15 protein-coding genes are annotated in these 24,832 nt (G+C 35.1%); 4 read left to right on the forward strand and 11 right to left on the reverse strand.

The window, feature by feature from the left end:
* Position 1: 1 nt before the first annotated feature.
* From OZP12_RS14345 to OZP12_RS14375, 7 genes are all read right to left on the reverse strand, one after another.
* Entirely contained in the window at positions 2 to 1,609 is a 1,608-nt protein-coding gene (locus OZP12_RS14345) for a RagB/SusD family nutrient uptake outer membrane protein (RefSeq protein WP_281225715.1), read from the reverse strand.
* A gap of 11 nt (positions 1,610 to 1,620) precedes the next feature.
* Entirely contained in the window at positions 1,621 to 4,632 is a 3,012-nt protein-coding gene (locus OZP12_RS14350) for a SusC/RagA family TonB-linked outer membrane protein (protein WP_281225716.1), read from the reverse strand.
* A 46-nt stretch (positions 4,633 to 4,678) separates the two neighbouring features.
* Positions 4,679 to 6,079, reverse strand: a complete 1,401-nt coding sequence (locus tag OZP12_RS14355) for a hypothetical protein (RefSeq protein ID WP_281225717.1) — start codon at positions 6,077 to 6,079, stop codon at positions 4,679 to 4,681.
* A gap of 72 nt (positions 6,080 to 6,151) precedes the next feature.
* On the reverse strand, positions 6,152 to 6,280 hold the full coding sequence (locus tag OZP12_RS14360; protein WP_281225718.1) for a hypothetical protein: 129 nt from the start codon (positions 6,278 to 6,280) through the stop codon (positions 6,152 to 6,154).
* A 703-nt stretch (positions 6,281 to 6,983) separates the two neighbouring features.
* The gene (locus OZP12_RS14365; RefSeq protein WP_281225719.1) at positions 6,984 to 9,776 is read right to left on the reverse strand and encodes a glycoside hydrolase family 2 protein; all 2,793 of its coding nucleotides are present in this window, start codon (positions 9,774 to 9,776) and stop codon (positions 6,984 to 6,986) included.
* Positions 9,777 to 9,818: 42 nt separating this feature from the next.
* Positions 9,819 to 13,202 carry a DUF5107 domain-containing protein gene (locus tag OZP12_RS14370; protein ID WP_281225720.1) on the reverse strand — a complete coding sequence of 1,128 codons (3,384 nt, stop codon included), beginning with the start codon at positions 13,200 to 13,202 and terminating at the stop codon, positions 9,819 to 9,821.
* A gap of 14 nt (positions 13,203 to 13,216) precedes the next feature.
* Complete coding sequence (locus OZP12_RS14375; protein ID WP_281225721.1) at positions 13,217 to 14,593, reverse strand: sugar porter family MFS transporter; 1,377 nt, start codon at positions 14,591 to 14,593, stop codon at positions 13,217 to 13,219.
* A 343-nt stretch (positions 14,594 to 14,936) separates the two neighbouring features.
* On the opposite strand from OZP12_RS14375, the gene OZP12_RS14380 reads away from it, so the two are divergent.
* Positions 14,937 to 15,821, forward strand: coding sequence for an AraC family transcriptional regulator (locus tag OZP12_RS14380; RefSeq protein ID WP_281225722.1), 885 nt, complete (start codon positions 14,937 to 14,939; stop codon positions 15,819 to 15,821).
* A gap of 10 nt (positions 15,822 to 15,831) precedes the next feature.
* Here OZP12_RS14380 and OZP12_RS14385 read toward each other — a convergent pair whose 3' ends face one another.
* From OZP12_RS14385 to OZP12_RS14395, 3 genes are all read right to left on the reverse strand, one after another.
* Positions 15,832 to 19,902: a hybrid sensor histidine kinase/response regulator transcription factor gene (locus OZP12_RS14385; RefSeq protein WP_281225723.1), complete on the reverse strand. Its 4,071-nt coding sequence runs from the start codon at positions 19,900 to 19,902 to the stop codon at positions 15,832 to 15,834.
* A 195-nt stretch (positions 19,903 to 20,097) separates the two neighbouring features.
* Positions 20,098 to 20,262 (reverse strand): hypothetical protein, encoded by a 165-nt coding sequence (locus OZP12_RS14390; protein ID WP_281225724.1) that lies wholly within the window; start codon positions 20,260 to 20,262, stop codon positions 20,098 to 20,100.
* 2 nt (positions 20,263 to 20,264) lie between these two features.
* The gene (locus OZP12_RS14395) at positions 20,265 to 20,441 is read right to left on the reverse strand and encodes a hypothetical protein (protein ID WP_281225725.1); all 177 of its coding nucleotides are present in this window, start codon (positions 20,439 to 20,441) and stop codon (positions 20,265 to 20,267) included.
* Between the two features lie 311 nt (positions 20,442 to 20,752).
* Here OZP12_RS14395 and OZP12_RS14400 point away from each other — a divergent pair, with 311 nt between their 5' ends.
* Entirely contained in the window at positions 20,753 to 21,400 is a 648-nt protein-coding gene (locus OZP12_RS14400) for a sugar-binding protein (protein ID WP_281225726.1), read from the forward strand.
* Here the strand turns inward: OZP12_RS14400 and OZP12_RS14405 are convergent.
* On the reverse strand, positions 21,388 to 22,428 hold the full coding sequence (locus tag OZP12_RS14405) for a substrate-binding domain-containing protein (protein ID WP_281225727.1): 1,041 nt from the start codon (positions 22,426 to 22,428) through the stop codon (positions 21,388 to 21,390). The genes OZP12_RS14400 and OZP12_RS14405 overlap by 13 nt on opposite strands.
* Before the next feature lie 345 nt (positions 22,429 to 22,773).
* Here OZP12_RS14405 and OZP12_RS14410 point away from each other — a divergent pair, with 345 nt between their 5' ends.
* Positions 22,774 to 23,691, forward strand: a complete 918-nt coding sequence (locus tag OZP12_RS14410) for a nucleotidyltransferase family protein (protein ID WP_281225728.1) — start codon at positions 22,774 to 22,776, stop codon at positions 23,689 to 23,691.
* 1 nt (position 23,692) lies between these two features.
* Positions 23,693 to 24,772, forward strand: coding sequence for a phosphotransferase enzyme family protein (locus OZP12_RS14415; protein ID WP_281225729.1), 1,080 nt, complete (start codon positions 23,693 to 23,695; stop codon positions 24,770 to 24,772).
* Positions 24,773 to 24,832 lie beyond the last annotated feature (60 nt).

Below are 24,832 nucleotides of genomic sequence, written 5' to 3' on the forward strand. Positions count from 1 at the left end.
ACTAGTAACCAGCGTTTTGAGTAATTAAACCACCGCTCAAATCGATTTCCAACTGAGGTATTGGCCACAACAAGTTTTTAGTAGGACTGAAATTTATCCCTTTGTCTTGTGCCTCTTTCAAATTGGTAGTTTCATATTGGTCTGTAGAACTTAAATTGTATTTTACAAAAGTTCCATTTGGTCCCATCAAAGATTCGATAACCGGTTTTCCTGTACTTGGGTCTTTTTCACGACGAATATCAAACAAACGTAATCCCTCGAAAGCTAATTCTAAACGACGCTCTTTGTAGATTTGTCTCAAAAGATTAGGACCTGCCAAACCAACTTTAGGATCAAGTTTTACACGCGCTCTGATAACATTGATATCTGCCAAAGCTCCTCCTGCATCTCCCAACTGATAAGCTGCTTCTGCTCTTGTCAAATACATTTCGGCCAGACGAATCAAAGGCACATTCAATGGTAAGTGACCGTCTTTTTTGTCCAATGCTCGGCGTGTAGCAATTGGAATGTAATATTTACGGCAGATACGTCCTGATTTATTGTCGTTCAAGCTAAATTTATGAGTTGGGTTAAGAACCTCATCACCATAAGCTGCTTCACCCCATTTAGTAATTGTGCTTCTGCGACGTACCACATCATTTTCAGAAAGATAAGCATTCTCCAAGTCACTCGTTGGCATACACCATCCCCAACCATCAATAACATCTTTTGCGTCATTACTTGGGAAATTTTTCTTGTCTTCGCCCCTTGCTCCCGAGAAAGTTGGAAGCATAGATCCTAAACTTTTATCCTGTACAGAAGATGACTGAGCTTCCAAAATTGATTCTACACCGTTATGATTATTTACATCCCATATCTTCAAGAAATCTGCTTCAAGAGCATAAGGTCCTTCAGTAATCACTTTGTTTGAATATAATTTTGCTTCTGCCCATTTTTCCTGGAACAGTGACACACGTGCCAATAAAGCATAAGCTGCCCATTTGTTAACTCTACCGTTTCTGTCAACTGGGATTTTTTCCAATTTTGCTGCAGATTCTTTAAGATCAGCTTCAATTTGTGCATACACAGCAGTAACTGGACTGCGTTGCAATTTCAAATCACCTGTTCCAAGAGATGTTGTATATAATGGAACTGCTCCAAAATCATTTACCAATTCATAATAACAATAGGCACGAACAAATAATGATTCACCTATATATTGATTTTTCTGAGTTTCGGAAAGCGGTGACAAAGCCATCTTCTCTAAACCAATATTAACCGATTGAATGGTATAATAATGAGCTGTATAGATACTGTTCATACATCCCATATTTTCTGGTGTAACGATGTACTGCGCACAAGGTCTGAAAGCACCGCTGTCCTGTCCTGTATTCCCCATCCAAGCATCATCGGTAGCTGTTTCATTTGTTAATCTTGGCGCCAGTAATGTGTACCAGTCGTTTGTTAACAACAATCTATGCGTTAATTCGTTTACATAATTTTCGCATTCTTGTGCTGTTTGAAAGTAGTTTTCTAAAGTTTGAGTTCCTCTCGCTTCTTTCTCGATAAAATCATCACAGGAAACTGCAAATGCAGCAAAAGCGATTATTGATACTATTATTTTTTTCATGTTCTTTTATATTAAAATGCTACATTAAGACCCAATAAGATTGTTGGTTGAACTGGATAATTCCATCCTCCAAAACCTGATCCTAAAACTCCTCCACCAACTTCAGGATCAACACCTGTATAGTTGGTTACAGTCCATAAATTTTGACCTGACACAGACAATCTTAGTTTATCCAAACCAAATTGGTTAAGGAATGTATAACCTAATTGGATGTTTTTCATACGCATGTATGAACCGTCTTCAACATACATAGAAGAGAATTTCGTGAAGTTCTCATTGTTATCATTTTTCGACAAACGAGGAACATAATTAGAAGTTCCCTCACCATGCCAAGCCATATCTTCAAGTCCGGCTACTTTATTTGTCAAACTTGCACCATTATATAAATCAGAGATATTTTGATTTATAATTTCATTTCCAATACTTGCGTAGAAGTTTGCAATCAAATCAAAGCCTTTGTAAGCAAAACTCAAATTCAATCCCACAGTATAATCAGCCCAAGGAGAACCAATTTTTGTTCTGTCTTTATCATCCAATTTTCCGTCACCATTCACATCTTTGAAACGAACATCACCTACTTGTGCATAAGGTTGCAACTTGTTTCCGTGCTCATCAGTATGAGAATTCAATTCTGTTTGATTTTGGAACAAACCATCAGCTACATATCCGTAGTAATATCCTGGCTCATCACCTTTCACAGTTAACGTTCTGTTGCTTGATCCGTATAATTTTTCATCCTCAGCAGACAAAGAGACCATCTTAACATTCACAGTCGTAAAAGTTACATCAGCTCCATAAGAGAAATCCCCTTTTTTGTCTTTGTATGACAAAAGCAAATCAATACCATTAGACTTCATAGATCCTACGTTTGTCCACATAGTTGAATACCCTGGAAAACCGCTATATGTTGGAAATTGTTTCAAGAACAACATATCTTTTGTTGTTTTTTCGTAATATTCCAAAGACCCAGAAACTTTGTTTTTCCATAATCCAAAATCAAGACCGAAGTTGATATCTTCAACAGTCTCCCATTTGATATCTTTGTTTGCCATAGATGAAGGGTAAGAAGTATCTACAACTTCACCACCAATCACATAATAACCTTGACCGATGTTTGATTGATAAACAGAACCTGGTAAGTTTTGGTTACCCACTCTACCCCAACCAGCTCTTAATCTAAGGTCGTTAACAACTGATTTTGCATTTTCCATAAAACTTTCATTTGAAATTCTCCAAGAAGCAGAAGCAGATGGGAAATTAGCCCATTTATTATTTGCCATAAACTTTGAAGAACCGTCACGTCTGAAAGTACCTGTCAAGTAATATCTGCTGTCATAGTTATAAGAAAGACGCGAAATATATGACTCCAAAGAACTAGACCAGCTGTTACCGCCACTGTTACGGTTTTTGGTAGCGGCATTTACTTCTCTCATCAAATCAGAGTTGTTAGGAACACCTTCTCCATAAGCCCAAACATCATTTCCATTGTACTCTTCCATTGTAGCACCTACCATCAAAGACAAATTATGTTTATCAGCAAATGTTTTAGAATACGTTGCTGTTGTTTGCCAAGTCCAGTCGTGATTAGTAGTATTCTTTCTTTCAACACTATTGATTTCTGCTTTTTCGTGTGCAGCATCAATTACGAAATCTGGTCTAAAAATACTTTGTGTTTTATCACCCACTTCAATAGAACCTTGAGTACGGAAAACCAATCCTTTGATAGGTTCGTATTGCAAATAAGCATTGGTATTCAAACTATATTGATCTGTGAAATCATCGTATCTGGCTACAGAAGCAACCGGGTTCCAAACATACGAAGGCGAACGTGCATAGATGCTGTACTCATTTTCTGTTCCGGTCAATTGATCTGCCGGTTTGTAAATTGGCGTGATTGGATCAATTTTATCAAAATCGGCCCAGTTGCCCGGTGAACCCCAAGTTTCAAAACGTGGGTTCAAAGTAATTCCCATAGAAACTTTATCCGAAAACTTAAAATCATTGGCAATTCTTGCTGTAATTCTTTCCCATCCACCAACTTTATAAAAAGAATCCGATTTGTAATAATTCAAACTAGCAGCGTACGTATTTTTTTCTGACCCTCCGCTAACACCGATAGAAGCATTTCTTACAGGAGAACCTTTATCAATTCCAGCTCTCCACCAGTCAGTAGTTTTTCCTCTGTATTGCTCCGCATTTGGCAAATACTCAGGATATCCAGAACTGGTATAAGCTTTATTCATAATGTTGGCATATCCCTCAGCATCGGCCATATGGTATGGGTTATTCATCATTTGATAACCATTACTCAAATCAACATTGAATTTTGGTTTTCCTATTTTACCTCTTTTAGTTGTAATAAGGATTACCCCATTGGAAGCACGAGAACCATAAATAGCACTCGCAGAAGCATCTTTCAATACATCCATGGATTCAATTTCATTGTTGCTCAAAAAATTGATATTTGTCCCCATTGGAACTCCATCCACAACATAAAGAGGGTCTGTACTCAAGTTTACCGTAGAAATACCACGGATAAGTACTCTCGGCTGGGCTCCTGGACCTCCGGCACCGGTAATTTGAACACCGGCAACTTTCCCCTGTAATGATTCGGTTGCATTACCAACAGTCATTGTTTGAAGCTCTTTACCTTTTACAGAAGAAATTGAAGTAGTTATATCTTTCTTTTTCACAGTTCCATAACCCACAACTACAACTTCTTCTAAGTTTTGACCTGCTTGTTCCAAAACAACATCAACAACTGTTCTATCTCCAACTTCTATTGTTTTAGTAGTAAAACCAATAAAAGAAAATTGAAGTTGTGCATTTTTATTTGGAACTACAATAGAATATTTACCATCAAAATCAGTTGATACTGCAGTCGCTGTTCCTTTCACAGCAATATTTGCTCCGGGAACAGGCAAAGCACTTTTGTCCTTAACAGTTCCTTTTATTGTTATTTGCGCAAATGTTGCAGCACTGCACAACATGGCTATAAATAACCATATAAATCTATATTTCATATCTAAATATTTTATTTATTAAATGTTATAACAAAGTCATAACAAACTATTTTTTTGTTATAAAGGCTCTTTCCAACTCGGTATCAACAATAACTTTGTAAACCCCAGCAGCTGCTGTGTATGCTCCATTACCATTGTCTCCTGGTGACATAGTAGCAATACCATTATTAATCAATCTCCATTGTGGATTCCACCATTGACCTGAGAAAGTAATTTTCATAGTTGATCCTGTAAGCGTAATCTCTCCAACTAATTGATATGGATTATCTGGATTATTTTTTAAGTGTAAGCCAGCCATAACCCAACCATTCCAAGTATCCCAGTTAGCGTCTTTAACACCTTCACCGCAAACACTTACAAAAGGTTTTCTTAACGCTTCATTGTCATTCCATACTCCGTTTGCAATATCAGCCCACACTTTGCTTGATGGTGTATATTTTGTAACAGTATAAGCTAGTGTATTTGGATTTACTTTTATTAAATAATATCCTTTTGTAGGTAAAATAATTGGAGAAGAATTTACATCATCAGTCAAACTTCCTGAAGCTGTCAATCCGAAACAGTGTGGTGCAAAATCAGATTCTTGTCCTAAGAAATAAACTTGTTTATTATCTGAATCAGCATAATATTTGAATTCAAAATCTTGTCCGTTTTTATTATGGAAATACATTGGCACCCCAACTGCATCTGTTGTAAGGTTAGTACCTTTTGGTTGGTCACAAAGATAAATTGCAGGATATTCATTAGTTGCTACAACATTGATATTTAACGAACCTGTATTTGGTATAGCAAATTTATCTTTTGCAGTAATTGTCAACACATAATTCGCAGCTGTTACAGGCAATGTATATGTTTTGTTGAATGTATAAGATTGAGGAGCGCCTGTCAATTGAATTACATCATTGATACCAAGTGCCGCACACTGTACTTGAACAAAATCGATTCCTGAATTATCATTAACAGTAAAGTTAACCGGCATTTTATTGCTTGTTGACAACAAGACAACAGCTCCTTCTTTTGGTGTTACCATAGATATTGCAGGAGCATCAAATTCTCCATCTAAACGCAAGTTGATATCCTTATCTACTGAATTCCCTGAAACATCCGTTACCGTCAGCTTAATTTTGAATGCCTCAGATGTTCCTCTATCAGAGGGAATTGTGAAGAAATAGCTCAAATCATACGATGTAAGTAATGGATCTGTCGCATAAGTGATTACTTTATCCAAAGACAATTCCGGTATTTGAATTCTTACGCTCTTTAATCCTAAGTCATCTGCCAAAGCAGCTTTAATTTCAAATTTTCTATTAGGTGCTCCATAAATTTCTGTTGTCCCAACAACAAGCGTTGGAGCTGCCGAACTTGGAAAGCCTGTTTCATTATCCTGACATCCTGTAAAAAGGACGGCAAAAAAAGCAAGAAAAAATAAAAATTTAATTTTTTTCATCTCTTTAATTTTAATGGTTATTTTTTTTAGGTTTTTTAAGATATAAATGCTTGGTTCACTCAATATCTTCGGTTAATTATTGCATTTGAACATACCCAAAATGGTTAGTTCTTTTCGAATCAATACTTCTATCAATTCATTCATTGGTGGTCCTGCGCTGCTATCTCTAATAACAGCTCTTTTTTTAAGGGGGTTCATCATAGGTTCTCATTAGGTTAATTAAAGTTTTTTATTTTGACCACTTATTAAGTGTTTATTTTTCATTTTTAGAATTTAAAAAAAAATCAATCGATATAGTTTTCATTGTAAAAAAAAAGCATCAATCATTTCCGTCTCGTTTTCTTTTTCTTTTATTATTCAAATGATAATCCTGAGTTAAGTAAAATTGATTATTGGGATTTTCACTAAATCGATTTTTTTAAAACTCAAATTTGTTTTTTGAATATTTAGAAAATCAAAGGAGGTAAAATTGACAATAATATAATATTACTCTAACAACAAGTGCAAAGTAATGGTTAGTTATAAGGTTTCATGAGGGGTAAAATGGAAAAAAAAGGAGGGTAAATTTGTAATCACCAATTATTACATGATAAAAATTATGAAATATAGAAAAATAACTACTTTTTTTTAAACAATGAATAATTTTCAAATTAGACCTAGTTTTGAAACTAAAACGATTGAAATTTTCAAAAAACACATTCTTCTATTAAAAAAAATGAAATGAACCGTTTAAGAATCCTCTCTGATTCACTTCTAAAAACACTTAATTTAGCAATAAAAGACATAAACAATAATAGACGCGCATTTTAATACATAAAGCAAAAAAACCTATTTACACAATTAAATCTCTACGCGATTAATTAGTGAAAATAGGTTTGCATCTGTTAACCTTGTGTATTGTTCTTTAATAAATACTCTTCGCGTCCTCCTTCCCTTTCTCCTTTTGCTCTGTTAAAACTGTTTTCAAAATCTCAGGATTTTTAATCTCTTGGGGATTAAAAAATGTGCCATTCATATAATTTAATATCGAAATCAGCATTTGTTTTGCCACAGGTCGTTTGTCTAAATCTGTTGCTAAATCAAAAGATGCGATTATCAATTTTCCAGTTCCTATACTTCCTTCAAAAAGTGATGCCAACTTACGGTTATTCGCAAAATTATCGACCATTTCTACAATAGGATTTCCACCTTCTATTCGATCGGTAATAAGCGTTGTCGAATTTACATTCAAATCCCACCATTGCCAGTCGGTATTCATGTCTGTAGGGAAATCGGCCAAAGCTTTGTGCGAAGGATCGCAAAGCACCCCCATACTTCCTGCCTGTTTCGGAAAATGAACAGGACTCCAAAATACAGGAACAAATTTTCCTTCTATTCCCTTAATTTTTTTCCAATCAGGATTTAGCAATACTTTTTTACCCGCTTTCAGAAGTTTGCAGGCTTCATCAAGACTTCTTGTATACACCACTTTTCCATAATCTACAGGCTGTTGCTGCGGATACACCCAGATATTCCATTGGTTTTTATAATTTGTTCCTTTCAGATTTACAGTAACTGTTAATTTTGCCGCTTTCGTTATTTTCTGGAGACTCTCATTTATATCCAATATTTTATGATTGTAACCAATAGAAATAACTGCTTTTGTACTACCTGAAGCTACTACAGTATTTCCGTCACTAATACACCATTCAATTTCCTGATCTTTTAAAACTGCATCCGAATAATTACTGATATCCAAAGAAGCCGTAAAAGATTCGTTGTTTGTATAGGTAGCTTTAAGAAAACGCAAAAGCGGAACAACAGGAGCTGAAAACTGCCTGAATTCCTCAGCCGTAATCAATCCTTTGCTATCCCAAAAAGCATCCAAAAGTCCAACCAATGCAGTCCCCTGCCCCGGAAAATCATGCAGATCCAATAACTGAAAACCGCTGATTCCTGCTGTTTTTAACGCTCTCTCGATTTCTTCTTTGTACAAAATCACTGCTAATTTCCCTGAAGCTTTTGTATAATCAGCAGCTTTGCTTATTAAACCTTTACGTTCCAAATCTTCCTTAACCGATTTAAAATTGATAGGTTCCAAAACTCCTGTGTATTTAGAAATTTCATCAATTTTAGGATAAACCGCATACTGACCGATTTCGTGCGTCACCAAAGGAACTGTCATTCCTTCTACAGAAGCAACGTAATCTTTATTGAAAGTTGGGGATTCACTGTTAAAAACACCTTGCCCGCGAACCCAACCTTTTTTAGTCCATTGTGTAATAAAAAAATCATCGGCGGGTTCCGGCCAGTCACCATGTCCTTTTTCAAAAGTAAATGAAGTTGTCGTGTACAAATGTCTGTCATCTTTAGCGCTTAAACTATTCATCAATTTGGTCAAAACAGTCATGTCGCCCTGCAATTCATTCCCCATCGACCACATACAAAATGAAGGATGATTACCATATTCATCAATCATACGCTGTGCTTCGGCGTATAGAAAATCGGTGGCTTTTTGATCCTGACCGATTTTAAGGCTCCAAACTGGTAGTTCAACCTGCAAGTAAAAACCCATTTCGTCAGCAACCTCAAATGCTGCCTGTGGCGGACACCAAGAGTGAAAACGCAGGTGATTCAATCCCCATTCTTTTGCAGTTCCAAAAACTTTTCTCCAGCCTTCTTTATCCATTGGCGGATGCCCTGTAAGCGGAAAAATATTGCATTCTAAAGTTCCTCTCAAAAATACCGGCTGTTCATTAATCGTCAGTACAGAACCTTTTTTGGAAAAACTTCGCATTCCAAAATCAACTGAAGAATCCGATTGATTTTTTCCTGCTTTTAATTCAGTTTTCAATTCATATAACTCAGGAGAAAATTCACTCCAGAGCTTTATGTCTTTCCCCATATTATAATCCACCTCAACGACAGATTGCCCTGCTTTAATCTGAATTTCCCTTTGAAGCGTTTCTGTTGGAATGGTAGTTTTTTTATTTACTGCAGTAATGCTTAGAATTCCTTTTGTGTTTTTAGCACTGTTATTAAGCGTCACTTTCACTTTTGCAGTTCCGGTACTGATTTCAGGTTTTATCTGAAGATTTGCAATCCGAACGGCATCAAAAGCTTCAATTTCTATCTTACCGATAATTCCGTTCCACATAATCTGTGTTTCATTGGTATAAGCATGAGCCATATTATCAACACTGATATCAAACTGTTTTCGGTTGTCCACACGAATCGTTATACGATGCGTTTTTCCGGCGGTAAGATATTTTGTGAGGTCAAAATAATGCGGTGCTATCAGACTGTTTTGTTCCGATGGAAGTTCATTCCCATCAATCCAAACATTGGTTTTCCAGATAACGCGCTCCAATTTTAGAATAAATTCTTTCCCTTTCCAATCTTTCGGCACCAAGATTTCGCGCGTGTACCAAGCCGCTCCCAGATAACTGTTTTTCCGCGTTAGATGACTCATTTGAAGTTTCTCTAAACTTGGTTTTAGTTTATTAGGAACTCCAAGACCCGCATCATCAGTAGTCCCCGGCAATTTCATTAATTGCTTAAAACTCATATTCTGCCAGCCGTTTTTCAGTCCAATATCGGTGCTGTCTAGCTGTACGGTCCATTCACCGGAAATGTCCATAACTGTTTTCTCTCTCGAATCCCATGAAGAGAGAAACAGCAGACAAAGAACAGCTGTTATGATATGTTTGATTTTCATTTTATTAAATTTTATAATTATGATATCGGAAACAAAACCTTTCTATTTACGAAAGGTCTGTTTATTGATATCTAATTGTTTCACTTTCTGATAATATTTTTCAGATTCCTTTTCATTTCCTAATCCGCTGTGACCTAAAGCCATTACATAATAGCAATGCACCTGATTTCTAACATTCAAATCATCATCCCAAATCGCAAGATCCGGAAGCGAAACAGCGAAATAATCGATTCTTGATTTTTCAAATAAATATTTCTCTCCGTGAGCCAGCAGTTTATTGAAACGGCTTCGGGCTTTGTCTTCATCACCTAATTCGCGCCATGCCAATCCTTGATAAAAAATCTTATCCGGCTGCTGATCGTTATAGAAAAAGGCCTGAACCGGTTCTGAAGATCCGAGTGTCGCCTCTACAAAATTTGCAGTTGCATTTTCTAAATCTCCAAGACCTTTGTAAGCTAAGCCTTTATAATAAAAAACCTCATTTTCTTCAGCATTTTTCAATTTTCCTTCTCCTAAATTATGCGGATAAACTTCGGTTTCTTTCAATAATTGTACAGCATCTGCAAATCGGTTTTCTGCAATTGCAATCTTTGCCAATTCTACTCTGCAAAAAGTATATTGTCCTGTTACTTTTCCTTCTCCGCCTTCCCAAGGGTGGAATTTTCGCTGCGAAATCAATTCTTTTGCAACAGCATATTTCCATATTTGATTATAAAGTGTAATGCGTTCGATGCACAAATCATCACGTTCTTCAACCAAATTTGGATATTGATTTAAAACTTCTAATCTATATTCAGGCGATTTTCCAATTTTCTTATACAACTGATCCAGCTCCATAAAAATCCTTGAATCGGCTGTATCCAATGCAAATGCTTTTTCTAGCATTTCCTGAGCCTTAACTTTGTCATTTATTTTGTTGAAATAAGCCAGAGCAAGGTTTCTTAACAAGGTAGGGAACTTATCATCAATGCTGTATGACAGCTCCCAGCATTTTACAGCATCCTCATATTGGCGGAAAGCATACCAGAAATTCCCTAAATAATAAGGTGCTTTTGCATCTTTAGGATTTAACAGAATTGCGTCCTGCAGAATAGTAACTTCTTCAATTCGGTTTGGAAAGCATTTTTCTGGTGATTCTAAAGCCGCTTTTTTATACCATTCTAAAGCTTTCTCTTTATTTCCAGCCATTGAAGCAAAATAACCCAACGCATAATACACCATTGGATAAACTTCTTTCGTATCATTAATCGATTCCTGCAGTAATTGAGAAGCTTCTGCATATAGTCCTGCTCCCGCAAAATCCAACGCATACTCGATATAACCGTGTGACCATTGGCGCATGATGGTATTCATTTCGTCCAATACAGCTTGGTCTTTTGTCAGCAGATATTTCTCAAAACGGCATCCCATATTGAAACGGTCAATTTTAAGCGATTCGTCGATCCATACCAAAGCTTCCTGATTTCTATTTAATTTTCTTAAAATAGAAGCTTTCAATTGACGCGCTTTGTGATTATGCCAGTTGCGGATCAATGACGACTCCACTCTTTCCAACGCTTCTGACCATTCTCCTTTTATGGTGTCAATTTGTGCCAATGCATAAAAACCTGCATCCTGCCACGCTGCATTCCAGGTCGATTTGAAAAGGGAATTATAAGCGTCATCGAATTTTCCTTGTAATTTTAAACAATACCCCAAATTGTAAAGTGGTTCACCGTCAATCGGATTTGGATTGCGTTCTGTTAAAACTTCAACTGCGGTTCTGAAATAGGTTTCAGCTTTTTCAAACTGACCTCTTCTTAGCATTAATAAACCAACAGCATTATTACATCTCACATCTCTAGAATCCCTACTTAATGCTTCAAAATAATAATCAAGCGGATTGTAAGTCGCATGTCTGTATTGCTCCAAATGCAGCCCTGTTAAATATAATTGCTCCATTGAAGCAATATCTTTCGGATCTAAAGCCGCTTTTGCAGGATCAGGAACCGGTTTAATTTCTGCTTTTTCTTCCTGATACTGCACCAGAATTTTACCATTCGAAGTATAAACTGTAAAAATTAAATCCTCAGATGCTGTTTCTCCAATTGAAACCTTTTTTTTATAAGGGTTTACAGGAGAAATCGTGATTTCATCCTCAAACAATACCATGTTTTGACTGTCTTTTAATTCGATTTTTAAGTTCTCATAAAGACTTGTTGTGTACAAAATCAGATCCGCTTCGTTTCCTTCAACTTCGATGTTTATGATCGCATCTTTGGTTGCATTTTTTACATAACCCACTTCGGCATACGGCATGAAATATTGTACCCAGGATTTTTCCTCATAAGCCTGAAGCCAAGAAAAATCAGGCTGATTATCTGTGAAAACTCCTGTCATTAATTCGATATACGGACCGTCTTTATCGGTTAAATTTCTGTCCCAAGCCAAACCAAAATCTCCGTTCCCCCAAGTCCATTGTTTTTTCCCCGGTGATACATGATGATTGGCAACGTGCAATAATCCTGCCTGCACATCATCTTCATAACCTCCAACAAAATTATATTTGGACTGTACCGCCATATACGATGTTGGAACCGGAATGTTTTTATATTTTGAAATATCAACCCCTGCAGAATAGTCCTGTTTGTAATATTCTCCAGTTGCAATCGGAAACTTGGAAACGTCTCTTTTTCCGTGGTCAAATACGGCGTTTACATCCGGCGGAAAAACCGATTTATAACCGTCATTCACCACCACAGCTGGATTTGCCCACCAAAGGAATGTCTGCGGAAAAGCAGTACGGTTATAGATTTTTACTTTAATTTCGATGTAAGCTTTGTCAGGATGCAGCGTGAATCCTTGCATTCCTTTGGTCCTGAACATTCTCTCTACTTCATTGCACCACATTGTTTTACTTCCATCTTCATTTTCTTCAATACTAAAATCGGTTGGCAAAAAAGTACTCGGACGGTGGTGCTGTGGCCAGTTGAACTCAATTCCACCCGAAATCCACGGGCCTGTAAGTCCCACAAGGGCAGGTTTTATAACTTGATTGTAGTACACAAAATGACGCTGTTTTACTTTGTCATACGCCATGTGTACACGCCCGCCCAACTCTGGCAGAATCATTATTTTGATGTATTTGTTTTCTAAAAAAACAGCGTGATAGGATTTATCAACCTTTTCATCAGATAATTTTTCGACTACAGGATAAGGATAAACCGATCCAGAGCTTCCTTGATACACACGTTTTTCAAGAAATATTGGATTTTTTTCTTCTTCGCCAATTTGATAGGTCGGGAGTAAAATATCTTCTTCCCAAACGCGAACCACACCGTCTTCATTAACGGTAGACTGAATTAAATAAGCCGTGATTTTTTCGTCCTGAGCAGTTTCATTTATTGATTGTTTTGCTTGCGAATTATCAGCAATTGTATTTTCCATTTTATGATATGTTATTATTTTATCAATTCATTTTCTATTTCCTCTAAAGACTTTCCTTTGGTTTCCGGAAGGGAAACACGAAGAAAAAAGAATCCGGCCAGGCAGATACCTCCATAAAGCCAGAATGTTCCATAAGAACCAAGACTACTGTTTAAGATGGGGAAAGTGTAAGTAAGTACAAAACAGGCTATCCAAAGGGCAAAAGTCGAAACTGCCATTGCCATGGCACGTATTTTTGTCGGGAATATTTCGGATAATACGACCCAAGTAATCGGTGCCAATGTCATGGCGTAGAATGAAATTGCTGCAATAACAAGTGCTAAAACGGCAATTCCGGTTATTTCAAAATAATAACAGGCACCTAACATTGTATAAACAAAGAATAACCCGATTGAACCGATAAGCATCAGCGTTCTTCGTCCCCATCTATCTACAAAATACATTCCTGCGAATGTAAAAATTACGTTGGTTACACCCGTAATTACGATATTGAACAAAATATCCGAAACACCATAACCGGCTGCTGAAAACACCTCCTGAGCATAATTGAAAATCACATTGATACCGCACCATTGCTGAAAAACTGCAATCACGATTCCCAACATCAGAATCTTTGGCATTTTGCCTTCAAAAAGCATTTTATAATTGGCTTCTTCTTTGACATCATCAAATCCAGATTTCAGTTGTTCAATTTGTTCTTTTGCAAAAGCTAACCCGCCAATTTTAGTGAAAACGGATTCGGCTTTATCATATTTACGCTGACTCGCCAACCATCTTGGGCTTTCGGGTATAATTAGTATCAAAATAAAAAAAGCTACTGACGGAATGGCTCCAGCCCAAAACATATATCTCCAGCCCCACTGACCGTTCCATGAATTCAAAATATCCTGACCTTCTATAATTGGATCAGCAATCAACCAGTTTACAATCTGAGCTGCCAATATCCCTATTACAACCGTCAATTGGTTAATCGAAACAAATTTTCCTCTGGATTCACTTGGCGCAATTTCGGCTATATACATTGGTGAAAGATTCGAAGCGATCCCGATACCAATACCTCCAACAACTCTCCAGATGATGAACCATTCGATAGTATTGACTATTCCGGTACCAACAGCTGCCAGCGTAAAAAATATTGAAGCGACTATCATCAGTGGTTTTCTTCCGTATTTATCAGATAAACTCCCGGAAATCATTACACCCAGCAAACAGCCTAAAATGGCGCTTCCCATAACCAAGCCTTGCATAGAAGGTGAATTGGCTATATTAAAAAAAACTTCATAAAAAGGCTTTGCACCACCAATTACAACCCAGTCATAACCAAATAATAAGCCGCCCATAGCTGAAACCAGTGCAATAAAAAGCAGATAGGAAGAATTATACTTACTCATATATTTTAATTTTTAAATTTATTTATCATTACAAATATCGTTAGATGCCACACATCCAAAAATGTAATATTCATATAAAACATGTATAAAACATTGATTTTCGAATCAAGTTTACCATTCTAAAAACAATAAATCCTTTTTTTATAGTAACTGTATTTATCTGAAACAAATTTTAATTATTTGACACTTAACAACCAATAAAATATCTTTCTAAAAACATTTCACCTCAACCCATTGTCCATTTTATAGTGTTATTATTTCAGAATATGTAAATTACCATGATTTTATATATTTGTAATTTGTCTTTAACTATTTTTCATTTAAAAAAACTCGTAACCGTATTATGGATCAAATAGCAGATGGTTTTAAAGGAGAAAGAGCAATCGTTGTTCCGTATAGCGTGCGTAACTTTCAGTCTGAAAATGAACTGACAAAAAACCTGTTCATAACGCACATTGGCTATTATCCCAATGCAAAATATCATTTCCGGAAACGATCAAAAGGTGCGCAAGAACATATTCTTATTTATTGTGAGAACGGAAAAGGGTTTATAACTTTTGAAAACGAAAAATATTCGCTTACAAAAGATCAGGCTTTTATTATTCCGGCACATAAAGCTCACAGTTATGAAGCTGAAATATCTAAGCCCTGGAGCATTTACTGGCTTCATTTTAAAGGAACTTCAAACTCATTACACGCTGCTGTTTCTGGAAAAATCCTCAACTTAAACGACAGCCGTTCAGCAGACAGATTACACTTATTCGAAGAAATTTATCAGAATCTGGAAATGGGTTTCAGTCCTGACAACCTTGAATATTCCAGTATTTGCCTGCAACATTTTTTAGCCAGCATAAAATACACGGATCAGTTTTTAAAAATTAAAACAGCCGACACAGAAGTTTTAGATGTAATACCAATGAGTATCATTTACATGAAAAACAACTTAATGAACAAAATTACGCTTCATGATATTGCTAAACATGTTGGCTATTCGAGTTCTTATTTTGGCACTTTATTTTTAGAGAAAACCTCATTTACCCCAATGGAATATTATAATCAATTAAAAGTCCAGAAATCATGCTCACTTTTGCAGTTCAGCAACATGAAAATAAAAGAAATAGCTTATGAATTGGGTTATTACGACCCATTTCACTTTTCAAAATCTTTCAGGTTGGTTATGGAAATATCTCCCCGAGAATACCGTCTTAGATACAAAAGCCAAGTATAGTTTATAAAGCTTATTTTATAATATTCAAATCTGAGTTAAAAGAATTTTTATACTTTTTGATATATTCTGAAGGTGTCATTCCGAAGAGCTTAACAAACTGCTGCCTGAAATATTTTGGGTCTTCAAAACCAACCTCAACACTAGCCTGTGCAATATTCATATTCTCGGTAAGCATCAACATGGCTGCTCTACGAATACGAATAGAACGTATGAACGCATTAAGTGTTTGCCCTGAAATGATTTTAATTTTAGTATAAAGAGTCCTATGGCTCATTCCCATCTCGGTTGCGAAATTCTTAATGGTAAAATCACGCTTATGAATATTGGCTTCTATAATATCAATGCATTTTTTTAAAATCTCCTGATATTCGGCCGGAACCTTCTGAGTATTTTCTTTAAGAGTAATACTATCCAGAAAATAGGATCTCAAATTACTGCGACTCTTCAATAATGATTCGACACGCGCAACCAATAAATCATCATCAAACGGTTTGGTAATATAATCGTCAGCTCCATCACTTATTCCCTGAAGATGCGTCTCAGGATTCTTTGATGCAGTCAGCAATACAACCGGAATATGGGACAGATCGCTGTTTTCTTTTATTTTTCGGCACAATTCAAGACCATCCATAACGTCCATGGCAATATCGCTGATAACTAAATCAGGCATGTGCTTTTTAATTAGTTTTAAACCTTCCTCACCGTTATCAGCACTATATATTATATGAGTATCTGTGAAAAGCCTGATTAGATAATTTCTGATATCCGTATTATCATCTATGATTAAAAGTGTGCGTTTATCAGTCAGCATCACTTTATGCAGTTCCTGTTCTGAAACAGAATTGGCAGCTACATCAATAATTTCTTCTACATCATCAGTCATTAATTCTTCGACCAATGGGCTCAATTTTGGAGCAACAATATTAATCTGCAAGTCTTTAAAATGATCTTCCCCTTTTAAGAAAGTCAATTTAAAAACACTTCCTTTCCCTATTTCGCTAGTACAGCTTACGGTACCTTTATGTTTTTCGACAAAATATCTAACTATAAACAACCCTATTCCAAAACCTGCACTTCCACCTACAGGCGCTTTTGAATTTACCCTTTTAAATTTCTCAAAAATAGTTTCCAAATCCTCTGCACCAATTCCTGTCCCGCTATCAAAGACTTCGATGATTACATCGGTTTGAGTTTCTGATAAATGAAGACTTATTTCTCCTCCCGCAGGAGTGAATTTGAATGCATTGGAAATCAAATTAAATAAGGATATTTCAATTTTTTCGTAGTCTCCTATTATTTCTATATTACTTTCAGGTATCTGAAAAGTGTAATCAATTTTCTTATCTTTCGCTTGGTTTACAAAATACTGATACACTTCATAACAAAGATTGTTTACGTTTATGGCTGACATCCTTAATTCATCCCCGTCATTTTCTGCCTTACGGAAAAGCAACAATTGATCTACCAAACTCAAAAGCCTTTTGGCATTTCTATGTGCAATTACCAAATCACTTATGGAAGTACTGTTCTCAACATTGCCTTTTTGAATCACTTTCTTTAACGGATTAATAATCAAAGAAAGCGGAGTACGGAACTCATGGGAGATATAGGTGAACATTGACGATTGTTTTTCGGCAATTTCCTTTTCTTTTGCTCGCTCTAATTCGGCAATTTTTACTTTATATTTTAATTTTTCTTTGTTTTTATTATATGTAATATAAGCGAAAATAATCCCCGCTCCCAGCAATAAATAAAGGCTATACGCCCACCAGCTTCTATACCAAGGAGGCGAAACTATAACTGTAACAAGGCTTTCTTCTTTATTCCAGCCACCTCTGAAGTTTGTTGTTTTTACTTTGAATACATATTTCCCTTCGGTCAGTTTTGCGTAATTAGCCTTTCGCGCTTGGCCAACATAATTCCATTGATTATCCCAACCTTCCAAATAATAGGCATAATTTATTTTGTCGGCATTATTATAATTCAATGCTACAAATTCGATCGATAAGGTTGTTTGATCATAAGGCAAGTCCACCTCTTTGATTCTTCCCGAATCCCATTCTGAAATTAGTTCATTCTTGCTTTCCTCAATTGGTTGATTGTTTACATAAAAATCGGTAAGCAATAGATTGTTCTTCTGATTAAATTCTTTTATATCTTCTGGAAAAAAAGAATTAAAACCATTAATTCCACCAAAAAGAAATTCCCCAGTGGACAATTTCAATCCTGCATTAAAACTGAACTGATTACTTTGTAATCCGTCATTTACCGAAAAATTTCTGAACGTTTTGTTTTTTTTATCAAATCGGCAAATTCCGTTGTAAGTACTCATCCATAAATTTCCAGATCTATCTTCCAGCAGTCTCAAAATCGTATTGGAAGGCAAGCCATCATCAGTGCTCAACCTTTTGAAAGTCTTCTTTTTACGGTCAAACAGCAGTAGCCCTCCTTCCTGAGTACCCAACCAAAGATTTTTGTTTTTATCCTCAAGTATACACCTGATAGGGTTACCAATTAAAAACTTCTGGAATTTTTTACTCTTTTTATCAATAGCTAATAATGATGTATAATTACAGCCCCAAAACTTACCGTCACTAGCCTCAATAAGACACTGTAAATTATCAATGGCTTTATTAAAAAGTACAAAACTGTTTTTAGTTCTGTCAAATAAATACAATGAGCCCTCATTTGTTGCACTTGCCCAAATATCCCCATCGAAGTCTTTATATACAAACCAGATGTTTTTTTCAATCTGTTTGGTAAATGGATTGTAACATGAAAACTGAGTAATGGAATTGGTAACAGGATTAATCCGGTTTACTCCTCCTGCCCAAGTTGACACCCAGATTTCATTATTATTATCTCTAATTATTCCGGTGATAAAATTACTACTGATTTTATGAGATGAAGCTGTAGTATTGTAGATAGTATAAGTATTGTTCTTTTTGTTCCAATATTTCAAACCTGCACCATCTGTTCCTATCCAAAGATTCTTTTTCTCATCTTCGCAAAAAGACAATATAAAATTTTCTGCAGGATCGCTGTCTTTTACATTATATCGAATATTTTTAAAATATTTCGGGCTGTTTTCTATCATGCTAATACCGCCGCGTAAAGTGCCTATCCACATATTTCCCGATGCGTCTTCTTGCAAACTCCATATTGAATTACTTTTCACAAGCTGTTTGCCTTTAGATAAACTATAAGGAACTGCTTTTTTACTTTGGCCAGTCACTTTATAAATCCCACGGCCATCAGTAGTTACCCACATTTCTTTCTTTTTGTCGATACGGATATCCGAAACCGTACAATTAACCGGCAGATAATTAGACGATAAAAAGTTGGTTCGTGTATCAAAAAAATAAAGTCCGTCATCTGTACCTAACCAAAGAACCGCATCGTCGGAAAGCTTCATGCATTTTACTTCCCTTGACAATGAATAAACAACCTTCAATTTTTTGGAATTATAGTTATATTGACAAATACCTACATTTCTCACATAGACCCAACAGCGGTTATTTTTGGAATCGTTTTCAAGAACCGTAGAATTATAATTAAACAGTAGCTTATTCGATTGTTCAAGACCGACAGGCTTTCCCGTATAAGAGCCATTCATATAAAGAAGCACTCCAAAATTTTGTGAAGCTACCAATACCTGCTCTTTTGAAACTGACCGAATCTGATGAACTACATCTTTTAAGACTTGAGTAGTATTATTTTTTGTTACAAAAGTAAGCGGGTGAAAAATGGCTTCTCTTTTATCAAAAACACAAGCTCCGTTTGCACCGCCTATCCATATGTTTTTTTTATAATCTCCCTCAATATGATAAATTGTATTAAACGATAATGAATTTTTATCATTAATCTTATTGCGATACACTTTAAAATTATAGCCGTCATAACGGTTTAATCCGTCATAGGTTCCAAACCACATAAAACCGTCACTATCCTGATAAATTGTTGTCACTGAATTATTAGACAGCCCATTTGATATATCAAGAAATTTAACCGAATACTCTTGCGAAAAGCCAGTTAAGGAAAGTATGAATAACAGTAAGATATATAATACAGAATTCTTCAAGGAAAAAAGTTTAGAGATTAACCAACTGAATTAATTTTGAAAAGTACAATTATTAACCAATTTTATCAATATTAAAGATAAATATCTCTTTAAAATTATTCCTTTTTTCAATTATACAAGGCATTTCAGGTTAATTTTTAGTAAGTCTTTCAAAATAGTTTCCACCTAAAATGACAATGCCAATGAACAGTAAAACTATCTATAATTTTCATCTCCAAAAAATTCTTGAGCTTTTGGAAGTCCTGCCTTCTCTAATATTTGATTCGCAGCTTTCGTCTTCTCTTCACACATCTCACCAAGAGCAACAATCTCAACGCCATTAATATGTCTCATACGTTCAACAGCATCGGGTCCGTGCATTCCTAAACCAATAAACGCAAACGAACTTTTGGGATTGGTACACAAACCATTCTCAAAACATCAGTCTGTCCTTTCGGGCGTTTTGGGGCATTCGTTTTTATCATTTGGACACTTGCCCCGATCCATCCTAAAGAAGTGCAACAGATAAGCAGAATGGATTTAAAAAAAGTTTTCCTCATATTTATTCAAATTAATTATTAAAACCCATCAAATCGTTTTATTTGAAATTATAAAAAACTGCAGCTAATTTTTGAATTTTGTTACGAAACTATCTATAACATTTTTTTCACGCTGGAAAAACTAATAAAAATGTTTTCGAACACACTTATTTCATGTTCTCGAACACAAAAAATAAAAAACTCTTGCAAAAAACAAAAAAACAAACCTATTTTTGCTCAAAAAAATTTGATTGATTTGAAATAGAAAAATTTAAAAGGTTTCTAATTCTAACATCCAACAAAAAATAATTCAGCTTAAAACAAATCCAAAAATGAAAGAATACGTAGTTAATTCGATTGAAAAAGCCTCACTTACTATCACTGGAAAAGGCGATGATATTTTGTGGAATCAAGCAATAGAACTGACCGATTTTTGTTCTCCATGGGACAGTACGGAAGTCTCAAAAATTATATTTAAAGCACTTTGGGATTCCGAAAAGCTCTTTTTCAACTTTACCGTTCATGATTCTTCAATTCATATAGTAAAAACAGATGACAGTTTTGCTAGTATCAATGATTCTGATAGAGTCGAATTGTTTTTTAGACAGGACGAGTCCCTAAACCCATATTACTGTCTGGAAATGGATACTGAGGCACGATTAATGGATTTTATTGCTTATCCGGAGAAAAACTTGGATTTTAGCTGGAATTGGCCAAAAGATGACATCCACATCAAGTCATCTGTAAATCAAGATTCTTTTACTGTTGAAGGCTGGATTTCTATACAATCTTTAAAAGGTTTTAAACTAATTAAAGACAATAAAATCGAAACCGGAATTTTCAGGGCTAAATATTCTCCGAATCAAGACGGAATCTTTGAACCTACCTGGATAACATGGGCAAACCCAAACACGGAAACACCAAATTTCCATATCGCTTCATCTTTCGGAATACTAATCTTAAATAACTATCCGATATAGTATGCAGCGTTTTCAGAATTAGCAATGTCTATAGACAAAAGAATAGTTTTAGGAATTTGTTTTTCAAAAAGGAAAAACTCAATTATGGAAGTAACTCCCAAATAGGCTTGCTTTTTTTGATTTTGATGTATTAAAAAATCAATTACTCCCTGATTCAAATAATTCACATTATTATCAATCAAATCATATCCAATCAATGCAATCTTTTCGTTGTTTGATTCAGCTATAATTTTGGCTATTTGATAGGCTTTAGATGTAGAAACAAATATTCCTGACAAATCTGGATTTTCACCGAGGAAATTTTCGAAATTAACCTCAACATTTGGACTTTTTAATTTTAAGGTTACTATAGAATAGTCCTGTTTTTCTTTTTCTCCAAAATAATTTCGGAAGCCTCTCTCCTTCTCCTGCAAGTGACTTGCATTCTTCAATGACTCATCTATATGAACAATGGCAATTTTACCATTTGAAGTAATAGATTCCATTAATTTTGCAGCAACGCGACCACTCTTATATAAATCCTGACCTACAAAGCCACTTACAAAATCGGATTGAACTTGATTATTGAAAGTATTCATAATGATATTTGATTCCTCATATTTCGTTATAACTTCCAATGTCTCTTTTTGGAATAAAGGCGGTAACAAAACAGCATCTGGTGACTTTTCCAAAATGGTGTCATGAATTTTCAAGAAAGATTTCTTTTCCTCGGGATTAAAGAAAAACGTTTCAATAGAAAAATTATAAGCTCTATATTCCTGCCTCGCTTCTTCAATCCCTTTTATACATGGTTCCCAAAAAGGATCAATTTTAGGATCTGGAAGCAATATATAAATGCGATATACTTTATTGTTCTTTAAATTTCTGGCTATAAGATTAGGCTGGTAGTCTATTACATCCAGGACTTCATTTATCTTTTTTAATGCATCCTCAGAAACTTTTCCTCTTTTATGCAAAACCCTATCGACAGTTCCTTTTGAAACTCCGGCCATTTGGGCAATATCTTTTATAGTATATTTTTTATTCATAATCACAAATATATTTGTTTCTTAAAAAAGATTCATGTTTTTTTTACATTTAAGTAACTTCTCAAATAGACTCCTTCCAAAAATTTATTTAAAATTTGACTAAAACGATTCTAACCCGCTTTTAAAAATCATCGCCTTGAATCAATATAGAATTTCACAAATTTAAGAATAGTTTGCTAAAAATGTGTTCGAAAACACAAATTTAGTGTGTTCGAGCACATTTTTTATATTTTTCCTTGTTTTATTAAAACTTAATCTATACTTTCGCTGTGTTATTATAAACAAATAGAACGTTTTTAACAACCTAAAAAACAAACAAACATTTGATTTTCAATTATTTATATCATGACTAATATACAAAAAAACAAACCAACCCTTGTGATTTTGGCTGCGGGTATGGGTAGCCGATATGGAGGCTTAAAACAAATAGACACGTTTACACCGGAAGGAGATACCATAATAGATTTTTCACTTTATGATGCTCTACAAGCTGGCTTTGGAAAATTCGTATTTATAATACGAAAAAGCTTTGAAAAAGAGTTTAAAGAAATTTTCAATAAAAAACTGGAAGGAAAAGCAGAAGTAGATTATGTATATCAGGAACTGGAAAATGTACCTGAGAAATATATCAATCCTGAGAGAACAAAACCTTGGGGTACCGGACATGCACTTTTAATGGCTAAAGATGCTGTTCAGGAAAATTTTGCCATTATCAATGCTGATGATTTTTATGGTACAGAAGCTTTTAAAGTAATGGCTAAAACTTTGGCCAAAACAGACAAAGAGTCCTATAATTTTAATACAATGGCATATTTGCTAAAAAACACAGTGTCCGATCACGGTTTTGTTTCCAGAGGGGAATGTGAAGTAAATAAAGATGGGTATCTAACAGGTGTTACCGAACGCACACATATCGAAAAGATTGATAGCAAGTTAATGCGAAAAGACGATAACGATGAATTTGTTCCAATTGATGAAAACTGTGTTGTATCAATGAATTTTTGGGGCTTTACACCTAAATGTTTTGATTTCGGAGGAAAATTGTTTGAAGAATTTTTAGAAGAAACCAAAGACGATTTAAAAGCTGAATTCTATTTACCTTCAATTGTAAATGAAATATTAAAATCGGGAAAAGCAACTGTAAAAGTCTTGAAATCAGATTCCAAATGGTTTGGAGTTACTTATAAAGAGGACAAAGAAATAGTGCAGGTCGCCATAAACGAGTTGAAAAAGCAAAATTCTTATCCACGTAATCTTTGGTAAAATGTTAGAGCAAAAACTGGAATACATTTTTAACAAATTCGACCATGAAAGCGAATTTGATTCTTATCAGGAATTAGCATCGGGCCATATAAACGATACCTATTTGATAAAAACAAAAGAGAAACCTTTTTTTGTTTTGCAAAGGATAAATCACGGTGTTTTTAAGGACGTACCCGGACTTATTGAAAATAAGGTTGCAATAAGCCGTCATATTGAGGAAAAACTTAAAGATTTACCTGAAAAGAAACGAAAACGCCGTGTATTGACATTTGCAAAAACCAATACAGGAGAATCGTACTATAAAGACGAAGAAGGAAATTATTGGAATATAATGTACTTTATTGATGACAGCGTAACTTTTGAAATCGTAAGAGATCAAAAAATAGCCTACGAAGGAGGGCGCTTGATGGGAAAATTTTTAACCCTTACCAATGATTTTAATGCTTCTAAATTGACAGAGGTCATTCCGAAATTTCACGACATGTCTTTTCGCTATGCACAATTTGAAGATGCATTAAAAGTAGCTTCTAAAGAACGTTTGAACAACGCAAAAGAACAAATTAAACTGGTTGAAAACCTTAAAAAAGAAATGCATATTATCCAGCGTTTAAAAGAATCTGGGGCAATCAAAACCCGAGTAACCCACAACGATACCAAAATATCTAATATTCTTTTTAGTTCAAAAAATAAAGGACTTTGTGTTATAGACACTGATACGGTGATGCCTGGAATTGTTCATTATGATTTTGGTGATGCAATACGAACTATTTGCAATACAGCCGCTGAAGATGAAACCAATTTAGATTTAGTAGAGTTTAATGTCGATTTTTATAAAGCCTATACCAAAGGTTTTCTAAAAAAAATGAAACCCTTTTTGTCTCCAATAGAACTGGAATACCTTCCGCTGGGAGCCAAAACAATGATATTCATAATGGGGCTTCGCTTTCTCACCGATTATTTAAACGGCGATATTTATTACAAAACCAAATATCCTGAACATAATTTTGATAGGGCAAAAAATCAATTCAAATTAATTGAAAGCTTTTCAGAGAAGGTATCTACTTTAAAAAAAATAAAATAAATAATTACAAAATCATCAAAGAAGCAAATTGGGATGAGAATGAATTAATACAGATTAAAT

The sequence above is a fragment of the Flavobacterium aquiphilum genome (genome assembly GCF_027111335.1).
Classification (GTDB): Bacteria; Bacteroidota; Bacteroidia; order Flavobacteriales; family Flavobacteriaceae; genus Flavobacterium; species Flavobacterium aquiphilum.

What these genes read in the sequence shown, in the direction of transcription:
- OZP12_RS14380 (WP_281225722.1), top strand. Translation starts at nt 14,937, where the DNA reads ATGGATCAAATAGCAGATGGTTTTAAAGGAGAAAGAGCAATCGTTGTT.
- OZP12_RS14390 (WP_281225724.1), bottom strand. Translation starts at nt 20,262, where the DNA reads ATGCACGGACCCGATGCTGTTGAACGTATGAGACATATTAATGGCGTT.
- OZP12_RS14370 (WP_281225720.1), bottom strand. Translation starts at nt 13,202, where the DNA reads ATGGAAAATACAATTGCTGATAATTCGCAAGCAAAACAATCAATAAAT.
- OZP12_RS14360 (WP_281225718.1), bottom strand. Translation starts at nt 6,280, where the DNA reads ATGATGAACCCCCTTAAAAAAAGAGCTGTTATTAGAGATAGCAGCGCA.
- OZP12_RS14415 (WP_281225729.1), top strand. Translation starts at nt 23,693, where the DNA reads ATGTTAGAGCAAAAACTGGAATACATTTTTAACAAATTCGACCATGAA.
- OZP12_RS14395 (WP_281225725.1), bottom strand. Translation starts at nt 20,441, where the DNA reads ATGAGGAAAACTTTTTTTAAATCCATTCTGCTTATCTGTTGCACTTCT.
- OZP12_RS14365 (WP_281225719.1), bottom strand. Translation starts at nt 9,776, where the DNA reads ATGAAAATCAAACATATCATAACAGCTGTTCTTTGTCTGCTGTTTCTC.
- OZP12_RS14345 (WP_281225715.1), bottom strand. Translation starts at nt 1,609, where the DNA reads ATGAAAAAAATAATAGTATCAATAATCGCTTTTGCTGCATTTGCAGTT.
- OZP12_RS14375 (WP_281225721.1), bottom strand. Translation starts at nt 14,593, where the DNA reads ATGAGTAAGTATAATTCTTCCTATCTGCTTTTTATTGCACTGGTTTCA.
- OZP12_RS14400 (WP_281225726.1), top strand. Translation starts at nt 20,753, where the DNA reads ATGAAAGAATACGTAGTTAATTCGATTGAAAAAGCCTCACTTACTATC.
- OZP12_RS14405 (WP_281225727.1), bottom strand. Translation starts at nt 22,428, where the DNA reads ATGAATAAAAAATATACTATAAAAGATATTGCCCAAATGGCCGGAGTT.
- OZP12_RS14410 (WP_281225728.1), top strand. Translation starts at nt 22,774, where the DNA reads ATGACTAATATACAAAAAAACAAACCAACCCTTGTGATTTTGGCTGCG.
- OZP12_RS14355 (WP_281225717.1), bottom strand. Translation starts at nt 6,079, where the DNA reads ATGAAAAAAATTAAATTTTTATTTTTTCTTGCTTTTTTTGCCGTCCTT.
- OZP12_RS14350 (WP_281225716.1), bottom strand. Translation starts at nt 4,632, where the DNA reads ATGAAATATAGATTTATATGGTTATTTATAGCCATGTTGTGCAGTGCT.